This window comes from Psychrobacter sp. TWR1-1-1 (genome assembly GCF_049895865.1).
GTDB lineage: Bacteria > Pseudomonadota > Gammaproteobacteria > Pseudomonadales > Moraxellaceae > Psychrobacter > Psychrobacter immobilis_A.
The window spans coordinates 151,103-175,121 of the sequence record NZ_JAFCTE010000001.1 but is presented as its reverse complement, the minus strand read 5'-3'; the positions used below and the strand labels follow the sequence as shown (position 1 = coordinate 175,121).

Annotated in this window: 15 protein-coding genes; 11 read left to right on the top strand and 4 right to left on the bottom strand. The window is 42.8% G+C overall.

All coding sequences use genetic code 11. The annotated features are described in order from the left end of the window. The first annotated feature begins 341 nt into the window (after positions 1-341). The 8 genes from ACP69U_RS00715 (at position 342) to ACP69U_RS00680 (ending at position 14,916) form a co-directional block, all read left to right on the top strand. Positions 342-2,246: a TonB-dependent receptor domain-containing protein gene (locus ACP69U_RS00715; protein ID WP_426137496.1), complete on the top strand. Its 1,905-nt coding sequence runs from the start codon at positions 342-344 to the stop codon at positions 2,244-2,246. 352 nt (positions 2,247-2,598) lie between these two features. Continuing rightward, positions 2,599-4,023 (top strand): adenosylhomocysteinase, encoded by a 1,425-nt coding sequence (gene ahcY / locus ACP69U_RS00710; protein WP_426137495.1) that lies wholly within the window; start codon positions 2,599-2,601, stop codon positions 4,021-4,023. Between the two features lie 13 nt (positions 4,024-4,036). Continuing rightward, a complete protein-coding gene (locus tag ACP69U_RS00705) occupies positions 4,037-4,882 on the top strand; it encodes a methylenetetrahydrofolate reductase (protein WP_426137494.1) in 846 nt (281 codons plus the stop codon). A 179-nt stretch (positions 4,883-5,061) separates the two neighbouring features. After that, a complete protein-coding gene (locus ACP69U_RS00700; protein ID WP_426137493.1) occupies positions 5,062-5,955 on the top strand; it encodes a 16S rRNA (uracil(1498)-N(3))-methyltransferase in 894 nt (297 codons plus the stop codon). 54 nt (positions 5,956-6,009) lie between these two features. Beyond that, a complete protein-coding gene (locus ACP69U_RS00695; protein ID WP_426137492.1) occupies positions 6,010-7,722 on the top strand; it encodes a putative bifunctional diguanylate cyclase/phosphodiesterase in 1,713 nt (570 codons plus the stop codon). A 393-nt stretch (positions 7,723-8,115) separates the two neighbouring features. Continuing rightward, positions 8,116-9,909, top strand: a complete 1,794-nt coding sequence (locus tag ACP69U_RS00690; RefSeq protein WP_201553794.1) for an acyl-CoA dehydrogenase C-terminal domain-containing protein — start codon at positions 8,116-8,118, stop codon at positions 9,907-9,909. Between the two features lie 336 nt (positions 9,910-10,245). Beyond that, positions 10,246-12,030 (top strand): acyl-CoA dehydrogenase C-terminal domain-containing protein, encoded by a 1,785-nt coding sequence (locus tag ACP69U_RS00685; protein ID WP_426137491.1) that lies wholly within the window; start codon positions 10,246-10,248, stop codon positions 12,028-12,030. A 405-nt stretch (positions 12,031-12,435) separates the two neighbouring features. Further along, on the top strand, positions 12,436-14,916 hold the full coding sequence (locus ACP69U_RS00680; protein WP_426137490.1) for a site-specific recombinase: 2,481 nt from the start codon (positions 12,436-12,438) through the stop codon (positions 14,914-14,916). Positions 14,917-15,018: 102 nt separating this feature from the next. Here the strand turns inward: ACP69U_RS00680 and ACP69U_RS00675 are convergent, their stop codons facing one another. Together ACP69U_RS00675 and rsmA are read right to left on the bottom strand one after the other, a co-directional pair. After that, entirely contained in the window at positions 15,019-15,861 is an 843-nt protein-coding gene (locus ACP69U_RS00675; protein WP_426137489.1) for a symmetrical bis(5'-nucleosyl)-tetraphosphatase, read from the bottom strand. Positions 15,862-15,957: 96 nt separating this feature from the next. After that, complete coding sequence (rsmA, locus tag ACP69U_RS00670; protein ID WP_426137488.1) at positions 15,958-16,821, bottom strand: 16S rRNA (adenine(1518)-N(6)/adenine(1519)-N(6))-dimethyltransferase RsmA; 864 nt, start codon at positions 16,819-16,821, stop codon at positions 15,958-15,960. 452 nt (positions 16,822-17,273) lie between these two features. Here rsmA and ACP69U_RS00665 point away from each other — a divergent pair, with 452 nt between their 5' ends. Beyond that, a complete protein-coding gene (locus tag ACP69U_RS00665) occupies positions 17,274-18,140 on the top strand; it encodes a hypothetical protein (protein ID WP_404642516.1) in 867 nt (288 codons plus the stop codon). An 84-nt stretch (positions 18,141-18,224) separates the two neighbouring features. Here ACP69U_RS00665 and ampC read toward each other — a convergent pair whose 3' ends face one another. Together ampC and pdxA are read right to left on the bottom strand one after the other, a co-directional pair. Next, positions 18,225-19,400 (bottom strand): class C beta-lactamase, encoded by a 1,176-nt coding sequence (gene ampC, locus ACP69U_RS00660; RefSeq protein ID WP_426137487.1) that lies wholly within the window; start codon positions 19,398-19,400, stop codon positions 18,225-18,227. A 331-nt stretch (positions 19,401-19,731) separates the two neighbouring features. Further along, complete coding sequence (pdxA, locus tag ACP69U_RS00655) at positions 19,732-20,835, bottom strand: 4-hydroxythreonine-4-phosphate dehydrogenase PdxA (protein ID WP_426137486.1); 1,104 nt, start codon at positions 20,833-20,835, stop codon at positions 19,732-19,734. A gap of 335 nt (positions 20,836-21,170) precedes the next feature. Between pdxA and dnaB the strand changes: the two genes are divergently transcribed. Together dnaB and alr are read left to right on the top strand one after the other, a co-directional pair. Then, positions 21,171-22,574, top strand: a complete 1,404-nt coding sequence (gene dnaB, locus ACP69U_RS00650; RefSeq protein ID WP_055124901.1) for a replicative DNA helicase — start codon at positions 21,171-21,173, stop codon at positions 22,572-22,574. 164 nt (positions 22,575-22,738) lie between these two features. Beyond that, a complete protein-coding gene (alr, locus tag ACP69U_RS00645) occupies positions 22,739-23,845 on the top strand; it encodes an alanine racemase (protein WP_426137485.1) in 1,107 nt (368 codons plus the stop codon). The last annotated feature ends 174 nt before the right edge of the window (positions 23,846-24,019 follow it).

The following is a 24,019-nucleotide window of genomic DNA, read 5'->3' as shown; positions in this document are numbered from 1 at the left end:
GTGCTTTTGATTACACGTTTTTATGGTCTTCTATGTGAGTTATCTGCTCTCGCCTTTGCTTATGACTTCTAATTTTTTATTACCTTTCACGACACTCCTTGTAAATACCTCCTATGAATGAGAGTGACAATCATTAAATGAATAAACCGCAATCTATCATGAAAACTCCTCAGCTTACCGTGAATAAACATTAGGTTAAAGTGGTTTATAAAGCGGTCTGTTTTGTAGATAATGAACGCAGTTTTGCTTGTCCACTGTTTTTTGTAATTTTTAGCCATATTAACGTCAATATGGTTACTTTTTTCCCTGCATTTTTTAATATGATTATTTTGGAATTGACTATGTCTTTATCACGTTCATCTTCACGTACCTACCTTCGTTTGAGTATCTTAAGCGCATTGGGTTTACTTGCGGTTAACACAGCAATGGCAGTGACACCTGACGTTGCTACTATTAACGATAGCGAGCTACCACAAGTTGAGCTTGATGAAATCATCGTAACAGCAACTCGTACCCCCACTAAAACCAGCAATGTAATTGCGCAAACTCGTGTGGTTGACAGTGAAGAGCTACAACGTTATCAGGGTCAAAGTGCCCTTGAAGTCCTCAAACACCAGCCTGGAATAAGCTATTACACAAATGGTGGTCCTGGTACTACTTCAAACTTTTATATGCGTGGGTATGGTAGTAATCAAATCTTAGTCTTAATCGATGGTATACGCTATAGCTCAATTAGTGCTGGTGGCGCGACCCTTAGCCTGTTACCTGCTGATCAAATTGACCGTATCGAAATTCTATACGGTGCGTCAGGTTCTAGTCTTTACGGCTCAGATGCCATGGGCGGTGTGATTCAAGTATTTACGAAAGGCACGAACGTTGACAGAACCACTTTTTCAGTAACGGTTGGTGCAGGGTCACATGACGAATATCTGTATGGTGCCAGCGGCCAATTTGCGAATAAAGCCGGAACGACACTAAGTATCTCGGCAAGCCATAATGAAACCGATGGCTTTAATGCGACGTTACCAGGCTCTTATGGTTACAATAAAGATAAAGATGGTTTTGAAAGCGATAATGTCAGTCTTGCCTTAACCCAAAGTCTCAACGAGCAGCTACTTGTAGGTGCAAGCGCCTTGTATAGTAAGTCTACCACTGACTTTGATAACGGCGCTGCAGAAAACACCTACTCTGATCAAGAAAATGGTGCCGCACAAGCGTTTGTCGATTGGCGTTATATGCCAGGCTCTTCAGTAAAATTGCAATATGGCCATTCTATAGATAAGTCTGATAACCCAACTTACAGCAGTGTTTATGATACTAAACAAGACCAAATCAGCTTAGTCGGTCAGCACTTACTTCCTGTTGGTCAAGGTATATACGGCATAGAATATCTTAACCAAAGTATTGATACGACTGAATATGATGTTGATGATCGCGATGTGAGCAGTGCATTTTTGGGTTACGTATTGGCCAATAATCAATTTGATGCGCAAGCCAATTTACGTTTTGATGATGACTCACAATATGGTAATGAAACCACTTATAACTTAGGCGGTGCCTATCATATCAATCCCAATGCACGCGCTGGTATCAACTATGCTAAGGGTTTTCGTGCACCAACCTTCAATGATTTATACTATCCTGGCTCAGGCAATCCCAACTTAAAACCTGAAACTAGCGACAACTATGAAGCCTTTGTCGAATATGACACCACTTTACAATCGACTCGATTAACCGGCTATTATAATAAAGTTGATGACTTAATCGGTTATGTTGCTAACCCAACGCCTGAAAATGAATGGGCGGGTAGCAGTGAAAATGTTGATGAAGCTAAAATCAAAGGGTTATCGCTAACCTCAGATTGGACAATTGATAATTATTTATTCGGTGGTAGCTATGACTATCAGCAAGCAAAAAATAACAGTGGCGGCACTAACGATGGCAACTTCCTATCTATTCGTCCCGAACATAAAGGTCTAGTGTATTTGGGCTATCGCTTACCAAGCGTAGATATCCGCGCTGAGTATCAATACGTAGGCGATTATTATAGTGGTGTTGCCAATACTGAGTCAGAATTTGTTGATAATTATGGCTTATTCAATATCAGTGGTAATTATAAATTGACTAACAATCTATCTATGACAGCGCGATTAAACAATATCACTAACGAGAAGTACACCACCATACCGGGCTATAATACGGACGGCACCAACTTCTTTACCTCATTAACCTATAACTGGTACTAATTTGCTCTTAGTACTATTTAAACTGCCTGAACTGAGAATAAAAAAGGTCATCCATCGATGGCCTTTTTTATTGCTACATATTACTGCTCGCCTTCTTACGTGCCTATACCGTCAGCTATTTATGTTATCCAACAGGTGACAATTCATGACTCATCAATTACAATAACGACCTCCGAGAGGTGTTGCGCCATAATATCTGTATTGCATTTAAGCTTTAAAGCCATGCTAATCAGTCCTTATGTTAGGCTCGGTAACTGTTAAACAATCATCTCATTGATTGTTGACAGCGCAAATAACGACACCTGCGTTTTTATTCTTTTTATCATACCTTAACCACTGATAGGAGCATATTATGGACGCAGTGTCTAACACCCCATCTGCCCATACAATCGACCCCTCTTTCACTGACTATAAAGTCGCCGACATCAGCCTTGCTGACTACGGTCGCCGTGAAATCACCCTTGCCGAAGCCGAAATGCCTGCCCTTATGGGTTTGCGTCGTCGCTACGAAGCCGATCAACCGCTTAAAGGCGCGAAAATCGCTGGTTGTATCCACATGACCATCCAGACTGCCGTTCTTATCGAGACACTCGTCGCGTTAGGTGCTGAAGTACGTTGGACCTCATGTAACATCTTCTCAACTCAAGACCATGCTGCTGCGGCGATTGCTGCTGCTGGCATCTCTGTTTATGCTTGGAAAGGCGAAACTGAAGAAGAGTACGAATGGTGCTTACGTCAGCAAATCCACGTTGGCGGCGAAGAGTCAGGTCAGCTTTGGGATGCTAACCTAATCTTGGATGATGGCGGTGATTTAACCGCATTGATCCATAATGATTATGCCCAAATGCTTGATAACATCCATGGTATCTCTGAAGAAACCACCACTGGCGTGCATCGTTTGGTTGAAATGCTAAATAAAGGCACACTTAAAGTTCCCGCTATCAATGTTAACGATGCGGTTACTAAGTCTAAAAACGACAATAAATACGGCTGCCGTCATAGCTTAAATGACGCTATCAAACGTGCTACCGATATGTTCCTTGCTGGTCGCCGCGCTTTGGTCATCGGTTATGGCGATGTGGGTAAAGGCTCTACGCAAAGCTTACGTCAAGAAGGCATGATTGTCCGTGTCTCAGAAGTTGATCCTATCTGTGCCATGCAGGCATGTATGGACGGCTTTGAAGTATTATCACCGTACATCAATGGTGATAACACTGGTGGCGCAGAAAACATCAACACTCGTCTGCTTGAAGACACTGACATGATCGTTACCACCACTGGTAACTACCATGTTTGTGACAGACATATGCTAGCAGCCCTGAAACCTGGTGCGGTTGTTTGTAACATCGGTCACTTTGATACTGAGATCGACACCCAATTCATGCGTGATAACTGGCGCTGGGTTGAGATTAAGCCACAAGTCCATCAAATCTTCCGCTCAGATGATGAAAATGATTACTTAATTTTGCTTGCTGAAGGTCGTTTGGTAAACTTGGGTAATGCGACTGGTCACCCATCACGCGTGATGGACGGCTCATTTGCTAACCAAGTATTGGCTCAAATGTACCTGTTCGAAGAAAAATTCGCTGACTTGCCAGCCGACGCACGTACTGACAGCTTATATGTAAAAGTACTACCTAAGAAGCTCGACGAAGAAGTCGCTGCGGCGATGGTTGCTGGCTTTAACGGTACTTTAACGAAGCTAACTGAAAAACAAGCAGAGTATTTGGGTGTGCCTGTCGAAGGTCCATTTAAGCCTGACGCTTACAAATACTAAAAGGAGCCAGACTGTGACTAAGCCTGCTTTCTCCTTTGAGTTTTTCCCTGCCAAAACCGAGCTAGGTCATGAAAAACTACTCAGTACTTATGATGAGTTGAATAAGCTATCACCTGCATATTTTTCGGTGACTTACGGTGCTGGCGGTTCAACCCGAAATCGCACTTTAGATATCGTCCAAGCACTATGCGCACGCGGCGATACTGATATTGCGCCGCATATATCTTGTATCGGTGATGATAAGGCAGAAATCGCTGAATTGCTCGATCTGTATAAAGATTTGGGTATCAAGCGCTTAGTCGCCCTGCGTGGTGATTTACCATCAGGTCAAGTCGGTATGGGCGAGCTGCCGTTTGCGTTAGACTTGGTGAAGTTTATCCGTGAATATTCAGGCGATCATTTCCATATCGAGGTCGCAGCGTATCCTGAAATGCATCCACAAGCGCGTAGCTTTGCGTTTGATGTTGACAACTTGGTCAATAAATACCAAGCAGGTGCTAATGCATCGATTACCCAGTTTTTCTATAACGCTGATAGTTACTTATATTTGCGTGATACCTTAGAGAAGCGTGGTATCGATACGGTTGCTCAGCCTTTAATCGCTGGTATCATGCCAATTACTAACTCAAGTAATTTGGTACGCTTTGCCGATAGCTGTGGCGCTGATATTCCGCGTTATGTACGTAAGCAGTTGTCTGACTTTGGCGATGACCGCAAAGCCATTCGTGAATTTGGTTTTGATGTCGTCTATCGTTTATGCGAGCGCTTAATTGCTGAGGGCGTACCTGCCATGCATTTTTATAGCATGAATAAGGTTGAGCCAAACAAGTGCTTGGTTGAAGCACTCGGCTTAGCTTAATTGCTCATCGTATTTATTAAATGTATTTTTTAAAGACTGGCGTTCCTAGGAGCGCCAGTCTTTTTAGTATAAGAATTGCACTAATGCAAATTCTACTAAAGATAACCCCTTTACCCTCTCAAACGATATTCTGCTAAGATATTTGAAATATATTATTCAAACAATAGGACTAAGCAACTGTGCGACGTTTTTTTTATGACACCAGCAATGACATCAGTGATGAAAGAGGCTCACTCCATCCTCAACTTAGCACCTTGGCTATTGGAGATAGTGCCGAATTAACAGAGAGTATCGTCCATCATTGGTGCCGTGTATTACGTGCCAATATTGGCGATCAAGGCATATTATTTGATGGCTTTGGCGGCGAGTATCAGGTGCAGCTACAAGCCATCAGTAAAAAACACGCCACTGTGACATTATTAGCACATGTAGATACTGACCGAAGTGCCGCTGTCTTCACTAAAATCGGTCTAGTGATGAGCCGCGGTGAACGCATGGACTATGCGATTCAAAAATCCACCGAGCTTGGTGTCACTGCCATTCAATTGCTAAGTAGCCATCATGGCGAGGTCAATCTAAAGCCTGCCCAAGTAGAAAAAAAACTGGCACATTGGCAGCAAGTTGCCATTGCCGCGTGTGAACAATGCGGTCTTAACCGTCCACCACTTATCATTGCACCTGTGTCCATAAACGACTGGTTACAAAAGTCAGTGACTCACTCTGCCGATGCGCAAATGGACGTTTGTCCTCCTACTACCAGTACTATTGTCACAACCCTTAGCCAAGACCCTTATTATCAAATATTACAACAACCAGCAGATTTGCGTCTGCAACTGAGCGTACCAGCTGCAGGACAACCAGCAATGCCTAGGTCGCTACCAACAGTCTTAACGCAACAGTCTCCTTATATTGAGCTGCTAATAGGCCCTGAAGGTGGTCTGAGTGTTGATGAATGCCAGCAAGCAGCCAAAGCTGGTTTTGAACCTTGGCAAATTGGCTCAAGAATCTTACGCACCGAGACCGCACCCGTGGTGGCGTTGGCGACTCTGCATGCTTTGAGCTATTATGGGTAAATACCCTATGCGTAATCCTAACTGCTGCTCTATTTCGATATGATGAGTCCAACTATGACTGCTTTCGCCCCTATTCCAATCGCAGACAAGCAGCAACTGCTGGTCGAGTTATGCGAGCAACTTGATGATGCCATATTCATCTTGGATGCCCATTTACGTTATCTATCGATCAATGCCAGTTATGAGATTATCATTGGCTACAGTGAATCATTTTTGCTTGGCAGACCACTTGGTGTTTATGCAGCAGAATTTTTATCAGATGAGGAAAGGGCCGTTTTAGCAGATATCACTGACCATCTAGACTGCAATGGTTTTTATGAAAACGACTTTTCGATGCTGAACCGTTATGGACAAATACTTGACTGTCACATGACTTATCGCAAAATCTGTGTCAATCATAGAACTTACTATATCGGTATGGTGCGTGATATGTCCGCGGTCGTCAAAGATCAAAAGCAAGTGGCTCATTTGCTCAATTATGATCAATTGACTGGGTTACCAAATCGTAAAGTTTTCTTGAGTCAGACCAGCGACCTATTGTTGGACAGTTATCAAGAAGTCGTGATTGTGCGCTTTAATATTGACCGTTATCGCAATCTAGCAAGCTTGCTTGGCCCTGACGGCATCAACACTTTGGTAAAAAACTTTGTCACACGCCTGAAGAACCTTAAGCTCGATAATTTACAGTGTTTTTCTCATTTTGGCGGCGATGATTTTGCGTTATTATTCGAATCCAATGACGCTAATATGGTACGTCATCAGCTAGATAGCTTGATGCAAATGTGTGAACGCCCCTTCTCCTTAGATGAAAACACTGCGACAGACGCTAAGATTTATTGTCATATTTCCGTCGGGGTCAGTTACTTTCCCACTAACGACGACGAAGTGACAGGATTATTGACCAAGGCTGAAAAAGCGCTGCATTATGTCAAGCAACAAGGCGGTGATGACATTTGCTGGTATGATACAGCCATTGACGAAGCCACTGCGGGTAGCTTGCAGTTAGAGGCGGAGCTTAGAGCCGCTACCACTGAAAATCAGTTTGTTCCTTATTATCAACCAAAGTTTGAGCTGGCTACTGGCATCATTATTGGTTTTGAAGCGCTGGTACGTTGGCAACACCCGACTCGCGGACTGCTAAAGCCGATACATTTTATCAATGCCATTATCACTCATAAACTGTCGTTTGAGTTGTTCTCGCACATGGCGGTTCAAATTGCTAAGCAGTTATCGACTTGGCAACAGCAAGGGTTTTGTCAACATATCTGTATCAATGCAGATGCCGCCGAATTTAGCCACCCTGAGTTTTCTGAGATGGTGAGCAGTTTACTGGTGCAACATCGTATTTCTGCGCATCAGCTACATATTGAAGTCACCGAGTCATCCTTAATTCAGCGTCATGCAAATGTCAAAAAACAGCTTACTTTGCTCAAGGAACTGGGGATTTGTTTGGCGTTGGATGACTTTGGCACCGGTTATGCCTCTTTGAGTTACTTACAAGAATATCCGTTTGATTTCATTAAAATTGACAAAAGTTTTATATCCAACATCGACACTGATCGTACCCAACATGCCATTGTAAAAGCTATTTTAGACTTGGCGATGGCACTTGATATGCAGGTAGTCGCCGAAGGTATCGAAACTCAACAACAGCGCGATGTGTTGCTAAAAATGGGCTGTCAACAGGGTCAAGGCTATTGGTTTGGCAAACCAGTGCCAGCAGAGGCTGCGACTGAGATGTTGATTCAGCAGTACGCCGCCAAATAAACCCCATTTAACGGATGTTTATTTATCCAGTATCATTAGTATTTTCATATGGTTATTCGCGTTTCCTCTTAACGCCTAACGTCGATTGTATAACCGATGCAAGATAGGTTCATGACTTATCAGTGCTGTCACCAAACTTGTATAATCTCCTCTGAAAGCCTATCTTTTATAGTGAATTTGTTAGAGCTTATTAAGTTTCAAGCTTACTCTAACCATCGCCATTCTTTTCAATACTATTTTATATCGCCGACAACATCGTCAATCTGCATTATTGCCTAGCATTTATTTGGGCTTGTTAGATTAATATGGGCTGGACTTGTGCACTAAATAACAGTGCAGTCATGTGCCTACCCTTGATGATGATTGGTTATATTCTCAAAAGGACAGGAAGTTATGCAATACAAAGCGCCCTTACGTGACATTCAATTCGTGATGCATGAGTTACTCGACAGCGAAAGCCATTATAAAACCCTGCCAGCATTCCAAGAAGCGGATCGCGAGCTAATGGACAGTCTGTTTGAGATGGCGGCAAGCTTTGCTGAAAATGAGCTATCACCATTGAATCAAAGTGGTGACGCTGAAGGCTGCCAGTTTAACAATGGTCAAGTCACTACGCCAAAAGGCTTTAAAGAAGCATACAAAGCGTATTGTGAGCTTGGCTTCCCAGCGTTGTCTGCTGAAGAAGACTTCGGTGGTCAAAACATGCCGTTTTCATTATCGACCGTCATTAATGAAATGGTTGGTACAGCGAACTGGTCATTCTCTATGTACCCTGGTTTATCGCATGGTGCCATTCAAACCATCGAGCATCACGGTACGGACGAGCAAAAACAAACCTACTTAGAAAAAATGGTCAGCGGCGAATGGTCTGGCACCATGTGCTTGACTGAAGCACATGCAGGTTCTGATCTGGGTATTATCCGCACCAAAGCTGAGCCTAAAGAAGACGGCAGCTATAGCATCACTGGTCAAAAAATCTTCATTTCAGCGGGTGAGCATGACTTAACGGACAATATCATTCACATTGTATTGGCTCGTCTACCAGGCGCGCCTGCTGGCACAAAAGGCATCTCACTGTTTATCGTTCCTAAGGTAACGGTCAACGAAGATGGTAGCCTAGGTGAAAACAATAACGTCGTTTGTGGCTCTATCGAACACAAAATGGGTATCAAAGCCTCAGCCACTTGCGTGATGAACTTTGATGGCGCAACAGGTTATCTAATTGGCCCAGAAAACCGTGGTCTACAGTGCATGTTTACCTTTATGAACGTGGCGCGTATTGGTACCGCAGTTCAAGGTTTAACAGCAGCAGAATATGCCTTCCAAGGCTCATTAACATATGCTAAAGATCGTCTAGCGATGCGTTCATTATCTGGTGTTAAAGCCCCTGAAAAAGTCGCTGACCCTATCATTGTACATCCAGCGGTTCGTAACATGCTGTTGACTGAAAAAGCCTTTGCTGAAGGTGGTCGTGCTTTAGTCTATTACCTCTCACATTTTGCCGATACTGTTGCAAAAGGCGAAGGCGATGCGCTTAAATTTGCTGATCAAATGTTGTCACTATTGACACCGATCGCTAAAGCTTTCTTGACTGAAACGGGTCTAGAAGCGGCTAACCATGGCGTACAGGTTTATGGTGGTCATGGCTTTATCAGCGAATGGGGCATGGAGCAAAACGTCCGTGATACGCGCATTGCTTGCTTATACGAAGGTACCACTGAAATCCAAGCACTCGATCTACTAGGTCGTAAAGTATTGGGTTCACAAGGTAAACTGCTTGCAAACTTCGTCAAAATCATCCAGACATTCTGTGAAGAAAACAAAGAAAACGATGAGATGGGTCAGTTTATTCGCCCACTTGCCAAGCATCTTAAAGAATGGGGTGATTTGACTGCACGCATCGGCATGCAAGCCACTGAAAACCCAGATGCAGTTGGCGGCGCTGCGGTTGATTATATGTATTTCAGCGGTTATGTGACGCTAGCCTACTTATGGGCACGCATGGCATTAGTAGCACAAACTGAACTTGCTAACGGTACTAGCGAACAAGCCTTCTACGACGCGAAAGTAAAAACCGCGCAGTTCTACTTTGCTAAGCTATTGCCACGTACCACCACTCACGTACAGCGTATCAGCACTGGTGTTGAACCATACATGAGCATGGACGTTGATCAGTTCGCTTTTTAATTAGACGTTAAATACTGCTAATACTGTATTTTTATCGGCAACATACTCAGGTGTGTTGCCGATTTTCTTAGCACTATTAAAATTAATAACGAGTAGAGTCAACACTTTCAAGAAACCTAACCTTTTCTAAAAATCTATCCTTATTTTTATAAAGGCTATCCTTTATCAATACTTTTGGTGTACGCACAATTCACGAAGAAACACACCCGTGCGCAAGCTTATTTGCTAAACTTTGATTATTAACCGTTAAGGTTAGACCAAAAGAACAATTGATATCTTTAACAACTGATATCTTTAACAACTTTAATTTTATTTATTTGAACCAAAGGAATGTTTATGGCTGTTTATAATGCCCCTCTGAATGACATGCGCTTTATCTTGAATGATGTATTTAACGCGCCTAAATTTTGGCAAAACAATGAAAACTTAGCTCATGTCGATATGGAAACAGTCGATATGATTTTGGAAGAAATGGCAAAACTGTCAAAAAACATTCTTTTGCCAATCAACCGCAGCGGCGATGAAGAAGGCGCAACCTTTGAAGGTAATGGCGTCGTCACGACTCCTACTGGATTTAAAGAAGCGTATAAACAGTATGCTGAATCAGGCTGGGTTGGCTTAAGTGGTAACGCTGAATACGGTGGTCAAGGTTTCCCGAAAATGGTAACTATGCTGACTGAAGAGATGGTATTCACTGCCAACCAATCATTTGCCCTCTACCCTAACCTAACCGTTGGCGCAACACTGTGCCTAAACGCAGCGGCTTCTGAAGAACAAAAGCAAACCTACCTAGAAAAAATGTACAACGGCGAGTGGGCGGGCACCATGTGCTTGACAGAGCCACATGCTGGTACTGATCTGGGTATTATCAAAACCAAAGCCGTTCCTAACGATGACGGTAGCTTTGATATCTCTGGTACCAAAATCTTTATTACTGGCGGTGAGCATGACTTAACCGAAAATATCATTCATTTGGTACTCGCAAAAACTCCTAATGCGCCAGAAGGCTCAAAAGGGATCTCGCTATTTGTCGTACCAAAATTCTTAGTGAATGAAGATGGCAGCTTAGGCGAGCGTAACACCCTAGCAGTCGGCTCTATCGAGCATAAAATGGGTATCAAAGCCTCAGCCACATGTGTCATGAACTTTGACAGCGCTAAAGGCTGGATGGTTGGTGCCGAAAATACGGGTCTATCCTCTATGTTCATTATGATGAACTATGAGCGTGTCACCATGGGTCTGCAAGGCCTTGGTGGTTCTGAGCTTGCTTACCAAAATGCAGCGCTATACGCCAATGACCGTGGTCAAGGTCGTAGCGATACCCAACTGCAAAGTCCAGAAAAACCAGCAGATGCCATCATTCATCATGCCGATGTACGCCGTATGCTGTTGAATGCCAAAGCCAACACTGAAGCGTCACGTTGCTTTGCGATGTACGTTGCCAAAAATCTTGATGAAGAGAAGTTTAGTACCGATCCAGAGGCCGCTCAAGCTGCCGCTGCGCGCGTTGCTCTACTTACGCCAGTTGCTAAAGCGTTCTTGACTGACAAAGCACTAGAAGCAACTATTGATTGCCAGCAAGTATTTGGCGGTCACGGCTATATCCGCGAATGGGGTATGGAGCAAATCGTTCGTGATACCCGTATTGCGCAGATTTATGAAGGCACCAATGGTATTCAAGCGCTTGACCTACTAGGTCGTAAAGTAGCGAAAAATAACGGCAAATACGTCACTCATTTCTTAGGTGAAATTCGTGATTTCGTCAATAACATGCAAGCAGATCATGGCATCAAGCAAGCAACGCTAGATGCTGCTGACACGATTGAAACCTTGACCACAACGGTGCTAAATAATATTGGCGAACGTAAAAACGAAGTCAATGGCTGTGCCGTTGACTACATGCATGCCTTTGGTTACCTCGCTTACTCGTACATGTTCGCGTTGATGGTAGAAGCAGCTAACGATAAAGAAGGTGAGTTTTATACCAATAAAGCCAAGCTTGCGGATTACTTCGTCGGGCGTATTTTGCCACGCATTGATGCTCATGCACAAATGGTTCAAGCTGGTAGTGACCCAATGATGAACTTTGATCTTAGCTACTTTGATGTACCTGCTAGCTAATTTCTTACTTTTATAATAAAGTAAGCCATACCGCATTACGATAAGGGGACAGTCACGCTACTGTCCCTTTTTTTGCCAAAAATATCATCACAGCGATGGTTTCCACAATCGATATAATGAGCGCCACAAAATAACTGCTAACAAAATAATTAACCGCTCAGGCATTGTTACGATTAAAATAACGCAAAGTCACAACATTAAGATTGCTACAAATATCTTTAACGCCGAAACCAATAAGCTCTGAACCAATAATTTCCAAATTAGTGAGCTATAAATTAGAAACCTAACCATCAATAGTGGTAGATATCGCGACATTGATAACCAATATAGCCATTCAAAGCACTTATATCTTTGCTCATACTAAATAATAACAATGATTGAAATAACCACCACAAGGGATGCAATGTGTCAGAAATAAAACACATTTTACAACAGATTACAGCCTTAAGTGATGTGCCAGATCCTGCGGTACTCAAGCGCTTAATCGATGAGCTACGAGTGAGTGATAAAGAGCCCACGTTAGCCAATCAAAACATTCAAGAGCTGATTGATATTTTACGTCAACATCCAGAATATGCAGATGGACTGTCAAGTTTCGTCTTAAAACTGATTATTGAATATCGCCAAATTGCTTTATATACCGATACCGGCATCATGTCGGATCAGGGCTTTTTTAATAGTCTACGTCGCCTTATCGGACACCGTTTTTTACCGCTACTGCCACAAGAAGATTCTGTCGTAGAATTGGTCGGTTATTTATTTGATAAACGCTCTGACGAGCGCTGGCTTGCCAATATTAAAAAAGACAAATGGGATGAACTGGTTGAGCTACTCAAAGTCGATGAGCAGCATTTAAACTTAGTGGCGACAGCAAAAAACAGTATTTTGAACGCGATTATCATTTTGTCATACCGTATCAGCGGTATTGGCTTGCATCCAGATTTGATGGAATTTTATCCGCAAATGCTGAATTATTCAGCTTCATTTGTGGCACAAAATCAAGAGGCGGTCTTATACGTCAATCAGTACCGAGAAGCGCATGAGCTTGATACTTTAACGGATATCACGCCCGAAAAAGCGGTAGATCCTGCGCCGTTACTGGTCATGATTGAACAATGCGAAGATATCGTTGCCACCATACGCAAGCGCATTTATAAAACGGGAATCTCTATTCGCCTGACCAACATGATGCTGCGTTTAGACCAAAGCTTGCAGCGTATGCGCATCTTAACTGAACTGGTAGCAGATAATTATGATAAGCGTGATCAGGCGCTCATTGAGTTGATTCAAGCGCTGATTACCACTGCTAGCCGCCGTTATAGTATTGGATACTTAATTGATAATAATACCAAGCTGCTGTCACGCAAAGTCACTGAAAACGCCAGCCGCGTGGGTGAACATTATATTAGTACCGATAAATCGGGCTACCAAAAGATGTTCAAGAAAGCCTCTATCGGTGGTTTTATTATTGCCTTTATGGCAACGCTTAAGATATTAGCCTATAACCTAGCCCTCGCACCGATGGGACGCGCCTTTGTAAATAGTATGATTTATGGATTGGGTTTTGTTTTTATCCATATCGTTCATGGTACGGTTGCTACCAAACAGCCTGCTATGACGGCGGCGGCAATTGCCTCTACTATATCGGACGGTTCTGGCAAAAAGTCACATCAGTTAAATAAACTATCAGAATTGGTGGTCGATATTTTACGTACCCAGTTTGTGGCAATTATGGGTAATATTATGCTAGCGATACCAGTCGCTTTGATTATCTCTTTTGCATGGCTACAATATACTGGTGCGCCGATGATCAATACCGATAAGGCTGCACACTTACTGCATGATCTTGACCCCTTTCACTCACTGGCATTGCCCCACGCGGCCATTGCTGGCGTCTATTTATTTTTATCTGGTCTTATTGCTGGTTACTACGATAACTTGGCGGTCTATAACCAAATCGGTGCCCGTATTCAGCGCCACAAACTACTTCAATACCTACTACCAAAAACTTGGTTACAGCGTTTAGGCGGTTTTATAGAAGCCAACCTTGGCGCCATTATGGGCAATTTCTTGTTCGGGGTGTTCTTAGGTAGTACTGCAACAATTGGCTATTTATTTGGCTTACCGATTGATATTCGCCACATTGCGTTTGCCTCGGCGAATTTGGCGCATGGACTGTTTAATATATCTGCCAACCAGTGGGATTGGCAGATTGTGTTTATTTCTATTTTAGGCGTTGCCCTTATCGGCATGGTGAACCTCATGGTCAGCTTTTCGCTCGCCTTATTTGTGGCACTGCGCTCTAAAGAAGTCAAATTCATGGAGTGGAGTCGTTTAACCAAGCAGCTTTTCAGCCATATGCTTACCCATCCTTCAGACTTTTTCTGGCCACGTGATAAGCCAATGAAGTATGCTCGTATCGACAGCCAAGGACATATGATTTTTGACGATACCAGCGCTCATAAAGGAGGACAAAGTATTCCCAATAATTATGTCGTGCGCCGTTTGTCTGATGTAAAAATCCTACCTAAATCCAAGCAAAAAAGCATGCAAAATGAACAGGCTATCACAGATATAGATTACGATAATAACATCTCAAATGCTGACACTGACGCTGCGCTAAAAAGTCGGGAAACACACAGTACCACCAATCATATCAGTACCAAAAAAACCATTGAACTCGATGATGGGCTGATAGATGAGGAGCTCAATAGCGTCCCTTATAGTAGTGATATTCAATATGATAAAGCGCATAACGCCTTTACTGAGGGTAATGAGACGACTGCCCATCTTGAAAACGATAACAGCAACCCTGAAAATAAGGCCACGGGCGATGCTAAAACCTCACTACCTAAACCCAAAAAACCACCAAACCTACCCAGCTAATGGGAAGGTTTTGGTGGTTTAATAAATCGTTTGGATAAGTAAAATAGTTGGGGCGTGACCTCATTTTAAAAACGGAGATAGAAATGAGCCCATGCCCTAATATTATGTTTCTAACTGTAAGCAGTAGGCACTTGACCTGATGATTTTTCCATCACTCAAGCGATACGCCAATAGATCATTACCCCAAACACAGCCGCCGTCAAGTGCACGCGCATACGGTAAGTCTACCTCACCTTTCAGCGCTGCCCAATGCCCAAATAATACCTTGCGAGTCCGCGGTACTTGCCATTCAAACCAAGGCAAAAACCCCTCTGGCATAGACGCTTCTAACCCTGCTGCAAAGCTAAATTCTAACGTGCCATCTTGTTTGCACAGCCGCATACGAGTGAAATAATTGGCAATTGCACGCATTTTGGTAAAGCCGCTAATATCTGGATGCCAGTCATCAGCAGTCTTGCTATATAAATTCGGCAATAAACGATCCAGCTGTTTTAAACTACTTTGCAATTGTGACTCTAACTGCTGCGCGTAATTTGCGGCCGCCTCAACCGTCCAATGCGGTGGAATGCCAGCATGAACCAAGACCGTCTGCTCATCAGGAAAAGCCAATACTGGCTGATGACGTAACCATTCAAGCAGTTCATCGCAATCATCGGCAGCAAAAATAGGCGCTGTCTGATCCTTTTTTTTAATCTTTGCCGCACCGCGCCAGACAGCGATCAAATTGATATCATGATTGCCGAGTACTGTCGCGGCAGCCCCTTGCTCGCAAAGTGCTTTGACATGACGCAAGGTATTTAACGAATCTTCACCACGTGCCACCAAGTCCCCTGCAAACCATAGCTTGTCTTGTGCAGGATCAAAATCCAATATTTCAAGTAAATGAAGGTACGCCGCATAGCAACCTTGCAGGTCACCGATGACATACTGATGGCGAAAGCTCATAAATCCTCAGTGTCTTTACGTGATAGTTTTATGTGAAAATTTTATATCGTCATTTCCATATAAATGTCTTTGACGACGAATCGGCAGTAACTCGATTTAAACCTCTACTTTACGCGCTTGATTACTCAAATTCACAAAATCCTTTACACTTAAGACTTCAGGACGTGCTTGTGGGTCGATGCTACACGCTGCAAAATCTTCTTCGCTCAATGTCGGTAGCAACGTTGATTTTTTAAAGATAGCACGTAGCGTCTTACGACGATGGTTAAAGGTTTCACGTACCACAAGCGCGAAATACTCTTCGTCCTCCGCGACGACTGGCTTAATGATATGCGGCGTCAAACGAAAAACCGCACTGGTTACTTTTGGTGGCGGATTAAAAGCACCACGTGGGACGGTCAGCAGATAATCTGTATGGCAGTGGTACTGCATAATGACTGATAAGCGACCATAGGTTTTACTGCCGACGTCAGCGGTGATACGCTCGACCACCTCTTTTTGCAGCATAAAGTGCATGTCTTGTATCACATCGGCATAACTTAGCAAATGAAATAAGATAGGCGTAGAAATGTTATACGGCAGATTACCGACCACGCGGAGCTTGCCGCGCTCCTCGCTATACAGTTCACGATAGTCGACATGCATGGCATTGTCTTTGATAATGGTAAAATTTGGATGGCTATTGGCACCGATACGAATACGCAGGCTATCTGCCAAATCACGATCAAGCTCGACCACAGTCATCGCATCCACTTCTGCCAATAACGGCTCAGTCAGTGCACCCATCCCCGGCCCAATTTCAATCAAATTGTCATTGCGCTCTAGGCGAATGCTCTCAACAATTTCACGGATAACACTACGGTCATGTAAGAAGTTTTGACCAAAGCGCTTACGCGGTTGGTGTTTGGCAGCGCGTAGGCTGTTGGTAATAGACTGAGCATCAAACGATGTTTTGGACATAAAAAAGTCTTCATAGATAAAAAAGAGAGGGTCGATAAGGCAATGCCAGCAATGTGCTAGTTTTATAATGATGAATTATAACACAGCTCATAATTGCACTGTATTTTTGAGACATTTTATTAATAAACCGCTCATACCTTAGCGCAATCGACACAGTGCCTTATTTTGTTCTAAAATCGTTTATTATAAGACTATTATGAGAGTAAGCATGGTTCCCTAGTGAGGACTTGAAGCTTTTGCTGTAGGCTAGTGATATCAATGTTTTAACTCACTGAAATACTCACGGTGTACTTTATGGTGTGCTTACCATACATATTCTATTCGTCTTTAGTGCGCTATAGACGCACCGATTAGACGTTATCTTAAATGAAATTGAGCATAAGAAAAACAGTTTATACAAGGTTCATTGAGGTATATATTAATATCAATGATCTGAATTCAGGAATTGAGCCATGTTAACTTTTCATTCAAAATCATCATTGCCGATAATTAGAACGGCAATGGCTTCTACTTTATTAATCGCTGCTGTACAACTGATGACAGGCTGTGACTTACAGCCCTCATCTACAAATAACGATGACACTACACAAACGAATAATATAGACAAAGATATGATCGAGAATGATGAGATGCCTGTCAATCCAGCACCTACAGATACAAGTGCTATAGATGAAGCCCAAACTAACAAAGCGACAGATATAGCTGATGAACAAATCGTCAGCCCGTCAGGGTATCAGAAACTAAGCTTTGGTCAGGTTATTACTCCTGAACTACTAAGCAGCCTAGGAATGACCAAAGCCAAGAGCGATAACGAAAAATGCTATTACGTCAGTAATCCAGAGCTGAGCTATATCGATAAAAAGTACGGTAAACGTGCTTCTGTGCTGTATCAAATCATAGACAACAAGGTTGCCCTGATTAATATTCAGGATCCAAGTATCCCGTTTTATAAAGACATCAACGTTGGCAATTCCGCTACAGACGTTATGAAAGCACATAATGACGAGCTTAGCTACGAGATCGATAAATATGCGGTTGATGGTGACTACTATAACCTGATTGCTAATGTCAATTTCAAGGTAATAAAAGAAAGCCCACTTGGAGAATTCTTAAAAGATGACAATATTGAGCTTAATAATAAACAGGATAAGTTACCCCTACAAATTGAATATCATGTCAAGGGTGGTCAAAAGCTGAGTGATTCTATGATTAAGGCGACTGAGTGGACAGCAGAGCATAAAAACCTATTAAAAGGTGAGGTAGAAAGCATAGATATTGGTATACCAGAAGCGATTTATTTGGTGGAAGGTTGCTCTTAAAAGTTGAACGTAAAAAACCCAGCATCTAGCTGGGTTATTAGTGGAAGGTCGTTTTTATAAGGTTGCTTTGTGACTCATGCTTAATCAATGAGTTATCACACTCTCTAAAATCGTATACGCTGCTTTGACCCTATCTGCATTGGGATAGTTTTTATTTGCCAGAATGACAATGCCTGATTTTTCGGCAGGAATATAAGCGATATAGCCACCAAACCCATTAGTAGCGCCTGTTTTATTGACCCAGACGTTGTTTAAAATAGACGTTGGATGATTGTCTATTTTAATGGCTTGAGGCTTTAGCACCACATCCATTGAGTTACCTTCGAGTAAGGTATTTAGCTGAGTAGGATAAGAGTACATCTCCCATCCTAACCCTTGGGTAAAAGTACTCACCTGATAGTAACCCTTTCTATTATTGTCTAACGCTTGCTGAATATCTTTATCCAGCGGCACCAGCCCCATATTCGCCGCCATAAACTGCGTCATATCTTTAATGGTGGATTTAATGCCATAGGCTTCAGCGTCTAACATGCCAGGATTGACTCGGATAGCACCGCCAACAGCATTATAACCAAACGCATAATCCGCCATTTTGTCATTAGGCACATTGATAAAGGTGTTGGGCATATTGAGTGACGGCAGTATTTTTTCTTCCATCAATTGTGTGTAATCAGCATCCATGCTCAATGCCGATATATAACCAAACAATCCTATGCTGGCATTGGAATATAAACGCTTTGAGTTGACAGAAAAGACTGGCTGCCAAGATTTATAATAACTAAGCAACTCTTTATTGTTTTTGACTTCATCAGGTACTTGTAACGGCAGACCACCAGCTGAATAGGTAGCTAAGTTTATAAGCTTGGTGTTGCCAATGGTGCTGTTTTTTAGGTAGGGAATATATTTATCAGCAGTATCTTCTAATGTAAGTGTGCCATTTAATTCTGAATAACTGGCTAAGGTAGCAGCAAACGTCTTACTGATTGAGCCTAGCTCAAAAATAGTGTTTTCTGAGACAGGTATTTTGGCTTTCTTATCAGCCAAACCATAATGATAAAAATGTGATTTGCCATCGATGATGACGCCAAAAGACATCCCTGAAATATCATGCTCATTCATTAGTAATTTGGCTTGTTGATCAACGGTGCTCTTTAGATGGTCATTGTTATCTGCTGCTTGTACTGTTCCAGATAGTAATGATGCTGTCACTAAAGCGGTAAGTCCCACTTGATTTAACAGGGTCTGAAAAGATTGTTTCATTCTAGTGTTTCTCATTTATTCTGATAGATGTACTGATAATTTAGTGAGCATGCAAATAGCGCTTTGCTTTCAGTTCAGATATGCCATCTTACATTATCTCAGAATGCTGAATCCCCGACAATCTTAGCGATTTAGTATCATAGAATGGATCTTTTAGGATTACCCTAGCAGAACCAGCTATTTCAGCCCTCTAAACCTATTAATAGACCACTTAAAACAGACTGGTATAATGGAACCACTTATATTAAACCTTGTTTGATAATTCATAAATAGCCATTATTCAAACTAAAGTTACCCAATACTGCGCGATAAATCTCGCTAAGACACCGACTTATGCAAGAGGTCTATTAATAAGCGATTTATCTGCCATCTCGTTTGCCATATTCAATGCTTGATATAAGCTAGTCGCACTTGCGCCGCCGCGTCCCGCTAAATCAAGCGCCGTACCGTGATCAACCGAAGTACGAATATACGGCAGTCCTAAAGTAAGATTGACGGTATCACCAAAACCATGTGATTTCAGCACCGGCAACCCCTGATCATGATACATAGCAATCACCGCATCACAGTTGGCTAGATGTCTGGGTGTAAATAACGTATCCGCTGGCATTGCCTCTGATATATCGACGCCCACATCGATAAACTCACGCAATACAGGATTGATAATCTCAATCTCCTCAACACCTAAATGACCACCCTCGCCTGCATGTGGATTAAGACCACAGACTAAAATACGTGGCTGCGTTAAGCCAAATTTTGCTTTCATCTCATCGACGACAATTTGTACGGTCTGGCGTACATTGTCAGACGTGATTGCAGCAGGGATATCTTTTAGTGGTAAATGAGTGGTGACAAGCGCCACTTTCATGGCTTGATTAGCGAGCATCATAACCACTTTATCACAGCCACTTTGCTGCATAAAAAACTCTGTATGACCGCTAAACATTGTGCCATCTAATAGCTCAATATCAGCTTCTATCAATGCAGACTTTTGCAATGGTCCAGTGACGATAGCAGCCACTATTTTGTTGGTTGCCAACTGATGGGCAATGTCTAACTGCTTAGCAACCATTGCCGAATTGCGCGTGTTAATTTTCCCGCAGACAACTGGCTCAGCACAAGATATATTAAGTAGAATAAAAGAACTATCCACGTCCGTATCTGGCTGCGACATCTGCTCTACAACGTTAAGATTAAAGTCATCGGCATCGATATCAATAGTTTGCCAGATGGGAGGGTTTTTCAATACATCAGCTGCAACCAACTCATCTGCGCGCTTTGTCATAGCGGTGCTATCGGCAGTGACCCAAATTGGACGTTCAAAATCTTGCAATTTACCCTCAGCCGCTAATAGCAGCACGATATCCATCCCAATACCAGCAGGCTCACCAGTTGTGATTAATAATGGTAATTTTTTTTGTATATCTTGCATCATAACTACGCCTTTATATTTATATTGAGTCGTGAATTTTATTGTATTTTTTATGGGAAAAATAAGTACTGACACTTATATTGTATAGATGATTTTTTACTTATTACAACCGTCATCTAGAATAGATAGTTGTCTATCGGTGCCGAAAAAAGCCTATTATGTGTTAAACTTTCGCTTTTCATTATAGCATTTACCAGTCAACACCGAGATCAGGTTTTGGTACTTCAATTATAGTGGCACGTGGCGTTTTATTTGCTGTATCAGCACCCAATGAAACCCTGATATCACATACCCATTTATACCCTCTTTTATATCGACTTTTGACACATTAGGCAATCATGGCAGACAACGAAAAAACCGACGACTTACTCAATCAGACACCGCCGCACAATATCGACATTGAAAAGGCATTGCTCGCGTCCTTAATGAGTATCGAAGAGGCGTACGACAAGATTGCTGATATCGTTACCAAAGATGATTTTTATGCAGGGCGACATCAGTATATTTTTGATGCTATTGCTCATTTAGCGGCAGTCAACGAACCCTATGATACGGTCATGGTACACGACTGGCTAGAAGCACAAAAACTCCTTAAAAGTGCAGGCGGCGATAGCTACTTGGCAGATATTTTGAGCCAAAGCCCTGCGACCTTGTTTAACCTGACCGCCTATGCTCAGCGCGTCCGTGAACTATCTACTCTACGCCAACTGATTACGACTGGCAATGAGATGCTCACGCTCGCCTATAATCCTAAGGACCAGACCGTCAGTGATATTTTAGACAGTGTTGAGGGTAAGATATTTAGCATCAATGAGCAGCACAATAAACGCGCTGAACAGCGTGGACCTGTGGGTATTACGGCTGTTTTGACCAACGTTATTGATAAAATTCAAGAGCTAAAATCCAATCCCGATGGCATGATTGGTTTACAGACGCCGTTTGCTGAGTTAAATAATAAAACCCAAGGCTTGCAGGCAGGTGACTTAATCATCGTGGCTGCGCGCCCTTCTATGGGTAAAACCACCTTTGCCATGAACTTGGCAGAAGGTATTTTATTTAACGAAGATCTGCCTGTTGTGGTGTTTTCGATGGAGATGCCTGCTGAGTCTATCGTCATGCGTTTGCTGTCCTCATGGGGCGCGATTAATCAGACGCATCTGCGTTCTGGGCAAATGAATGAAGATGAATGGGCAAAAATGATGAACGCCATTCAGCACTTGCAATCTAAGCACCTTTATATTGACGATAGTACAGCGCTGCCACCCTCTGAGATGCGTTCACGCTGCCGCCGTATCGCCAAAAACCATGACGGCAAGCTTGGCGCCATCGTCGTCGATTATCTGCAATTGATGAAAGTGCCAAACCTAGATGGCAACCGTGTTGGGGAAATCTCTGAGATTTCACGGAGTCTCAAAGCGCTAGCACGTGAGCTTGAATGCCCTGTTATCGCTTTGTCGCAGCTTAACCGCAGTCTAGAAAACCGCCCTAACAAGCGCCCTATCATGTCGGATTTGCGGGAATCGGGTGCGATTGAGCAGGACGCCGATTTGATTATGTTCATCTATCGTGATGAGGTTTATAATGAGAATACAGACCACAAAGGCGTGGCTGAAATCATTATTGGTAAGCAGCGTAACGGCCCTATCGGCACTATACGTTTGGGCTTTGAAGGGCAATTTACCCGCTTTATTAACCTAACACCAGAATACTATCAAAATGTCAGTTTCGAGAACGACGAATGATCAATCTTATAAAACTTAAGCCTAATAAAGCTAAGCCTGATAAAGACTAAAGCTTCATCATAAGCGAACAAATAGTTTTTAATAAAATAGCCAGTGCTGCATTAGCCCAATTGATGCAGTACTGGCTTTATAACTTCATAATTCTACTTATAAAGAAGCCAATTATGCGTACTATCACAATCAAACCACAAGCCATTACTCACAACTTAAACCAAGTTAAAAAAATGGCAGCAAACTCTAAAGTCCTGGCCATGGTCAAGTCCAACGCTTACGGACATGGCGTGGCAGCGGTATTGCCTGCATTGCACCAAGCAGACGGTATTGGTGTTGCAACCTTGACTGAGGCGCTAGAAGCTCGGCAGTTAGGCTGGGACAAAACCATTGGTTTGATTGAAGGGGCATTTACCGATAATGAGTGGCAGCAAGCCATTGAGCATGATATTAGCTGCGTGATTCACCATGCGCCGCAGTTGCAGTGGGCACTCGACAATATCCCACCAGCCAATAGTGCGACCAGAGTGGTTTGGCTTAAATATAATACTGGTATGAACCGTCTAGGCTTCAACGCTGAAGGTGTTATGGCAGCGGCTAAGCGTCTGCATGAAGCGGGATATCAGCTGATACTAACCACGCATTTTGCTAATGCCGATGACAGCACTCATCCATTAAATACGATGCAAATTCAGCGTTTTTCAGATGTATTAAGCACTTTGCAAGAGACTGTTAGCAACGATATCAAAGGCTCATTATGCAATTCAGCCGGTATCGTTAATTTTCCAGAGCATCATTATGATTGGGTACGTCCCGGCATTATTTTATATGGTAGCGCCCCTGTCATTGATAAAAGCGCGCATGAATTAGACTTACAGCCAGCGATGGATTTCAGCGCACAAATTATCGCCCTGCAAACAGTTCAGGCAGACAATGCTATTGGTTATGGCAGTCGTTGGACAGCGCAGAAAGACACTAGAACAGCGCTGGTGAGTGTCGGCTACGGTGATGGTTACCCTCGTGTCATCAGCGATGAAGCCTATGTCACTGTTATAGATACTACCAACGATCAAAGCTATCGATGCGCAGTCATTGGACGCGTGGCAATGGATATGATTGTCATTGATGTCAGTACCGCGCCAGAAGACATTGCATTAGACAGCAAAGTAATACTGTGGGGTGATGCCCCGCACGTCGATGAAGTCGCCGCACATGCTGGTACGATTAGCTATGAGCTACTATGCCGCCTAAGCATTCGCCCAAATCGCATACAAGTATAATTATGCTGACCTTATCACTATTCATGTAATGTCTGTTTGCCAGACTTATAAATCACGGCAAATTGGACATTTACATTAAGCCTAATTGCGCTATACTAAAAGTTTGTTGTCACCCCAGTATACGCACTGACGCGATGCTATTAAAGACTGATGACGTTTCACTGACTGCGATCG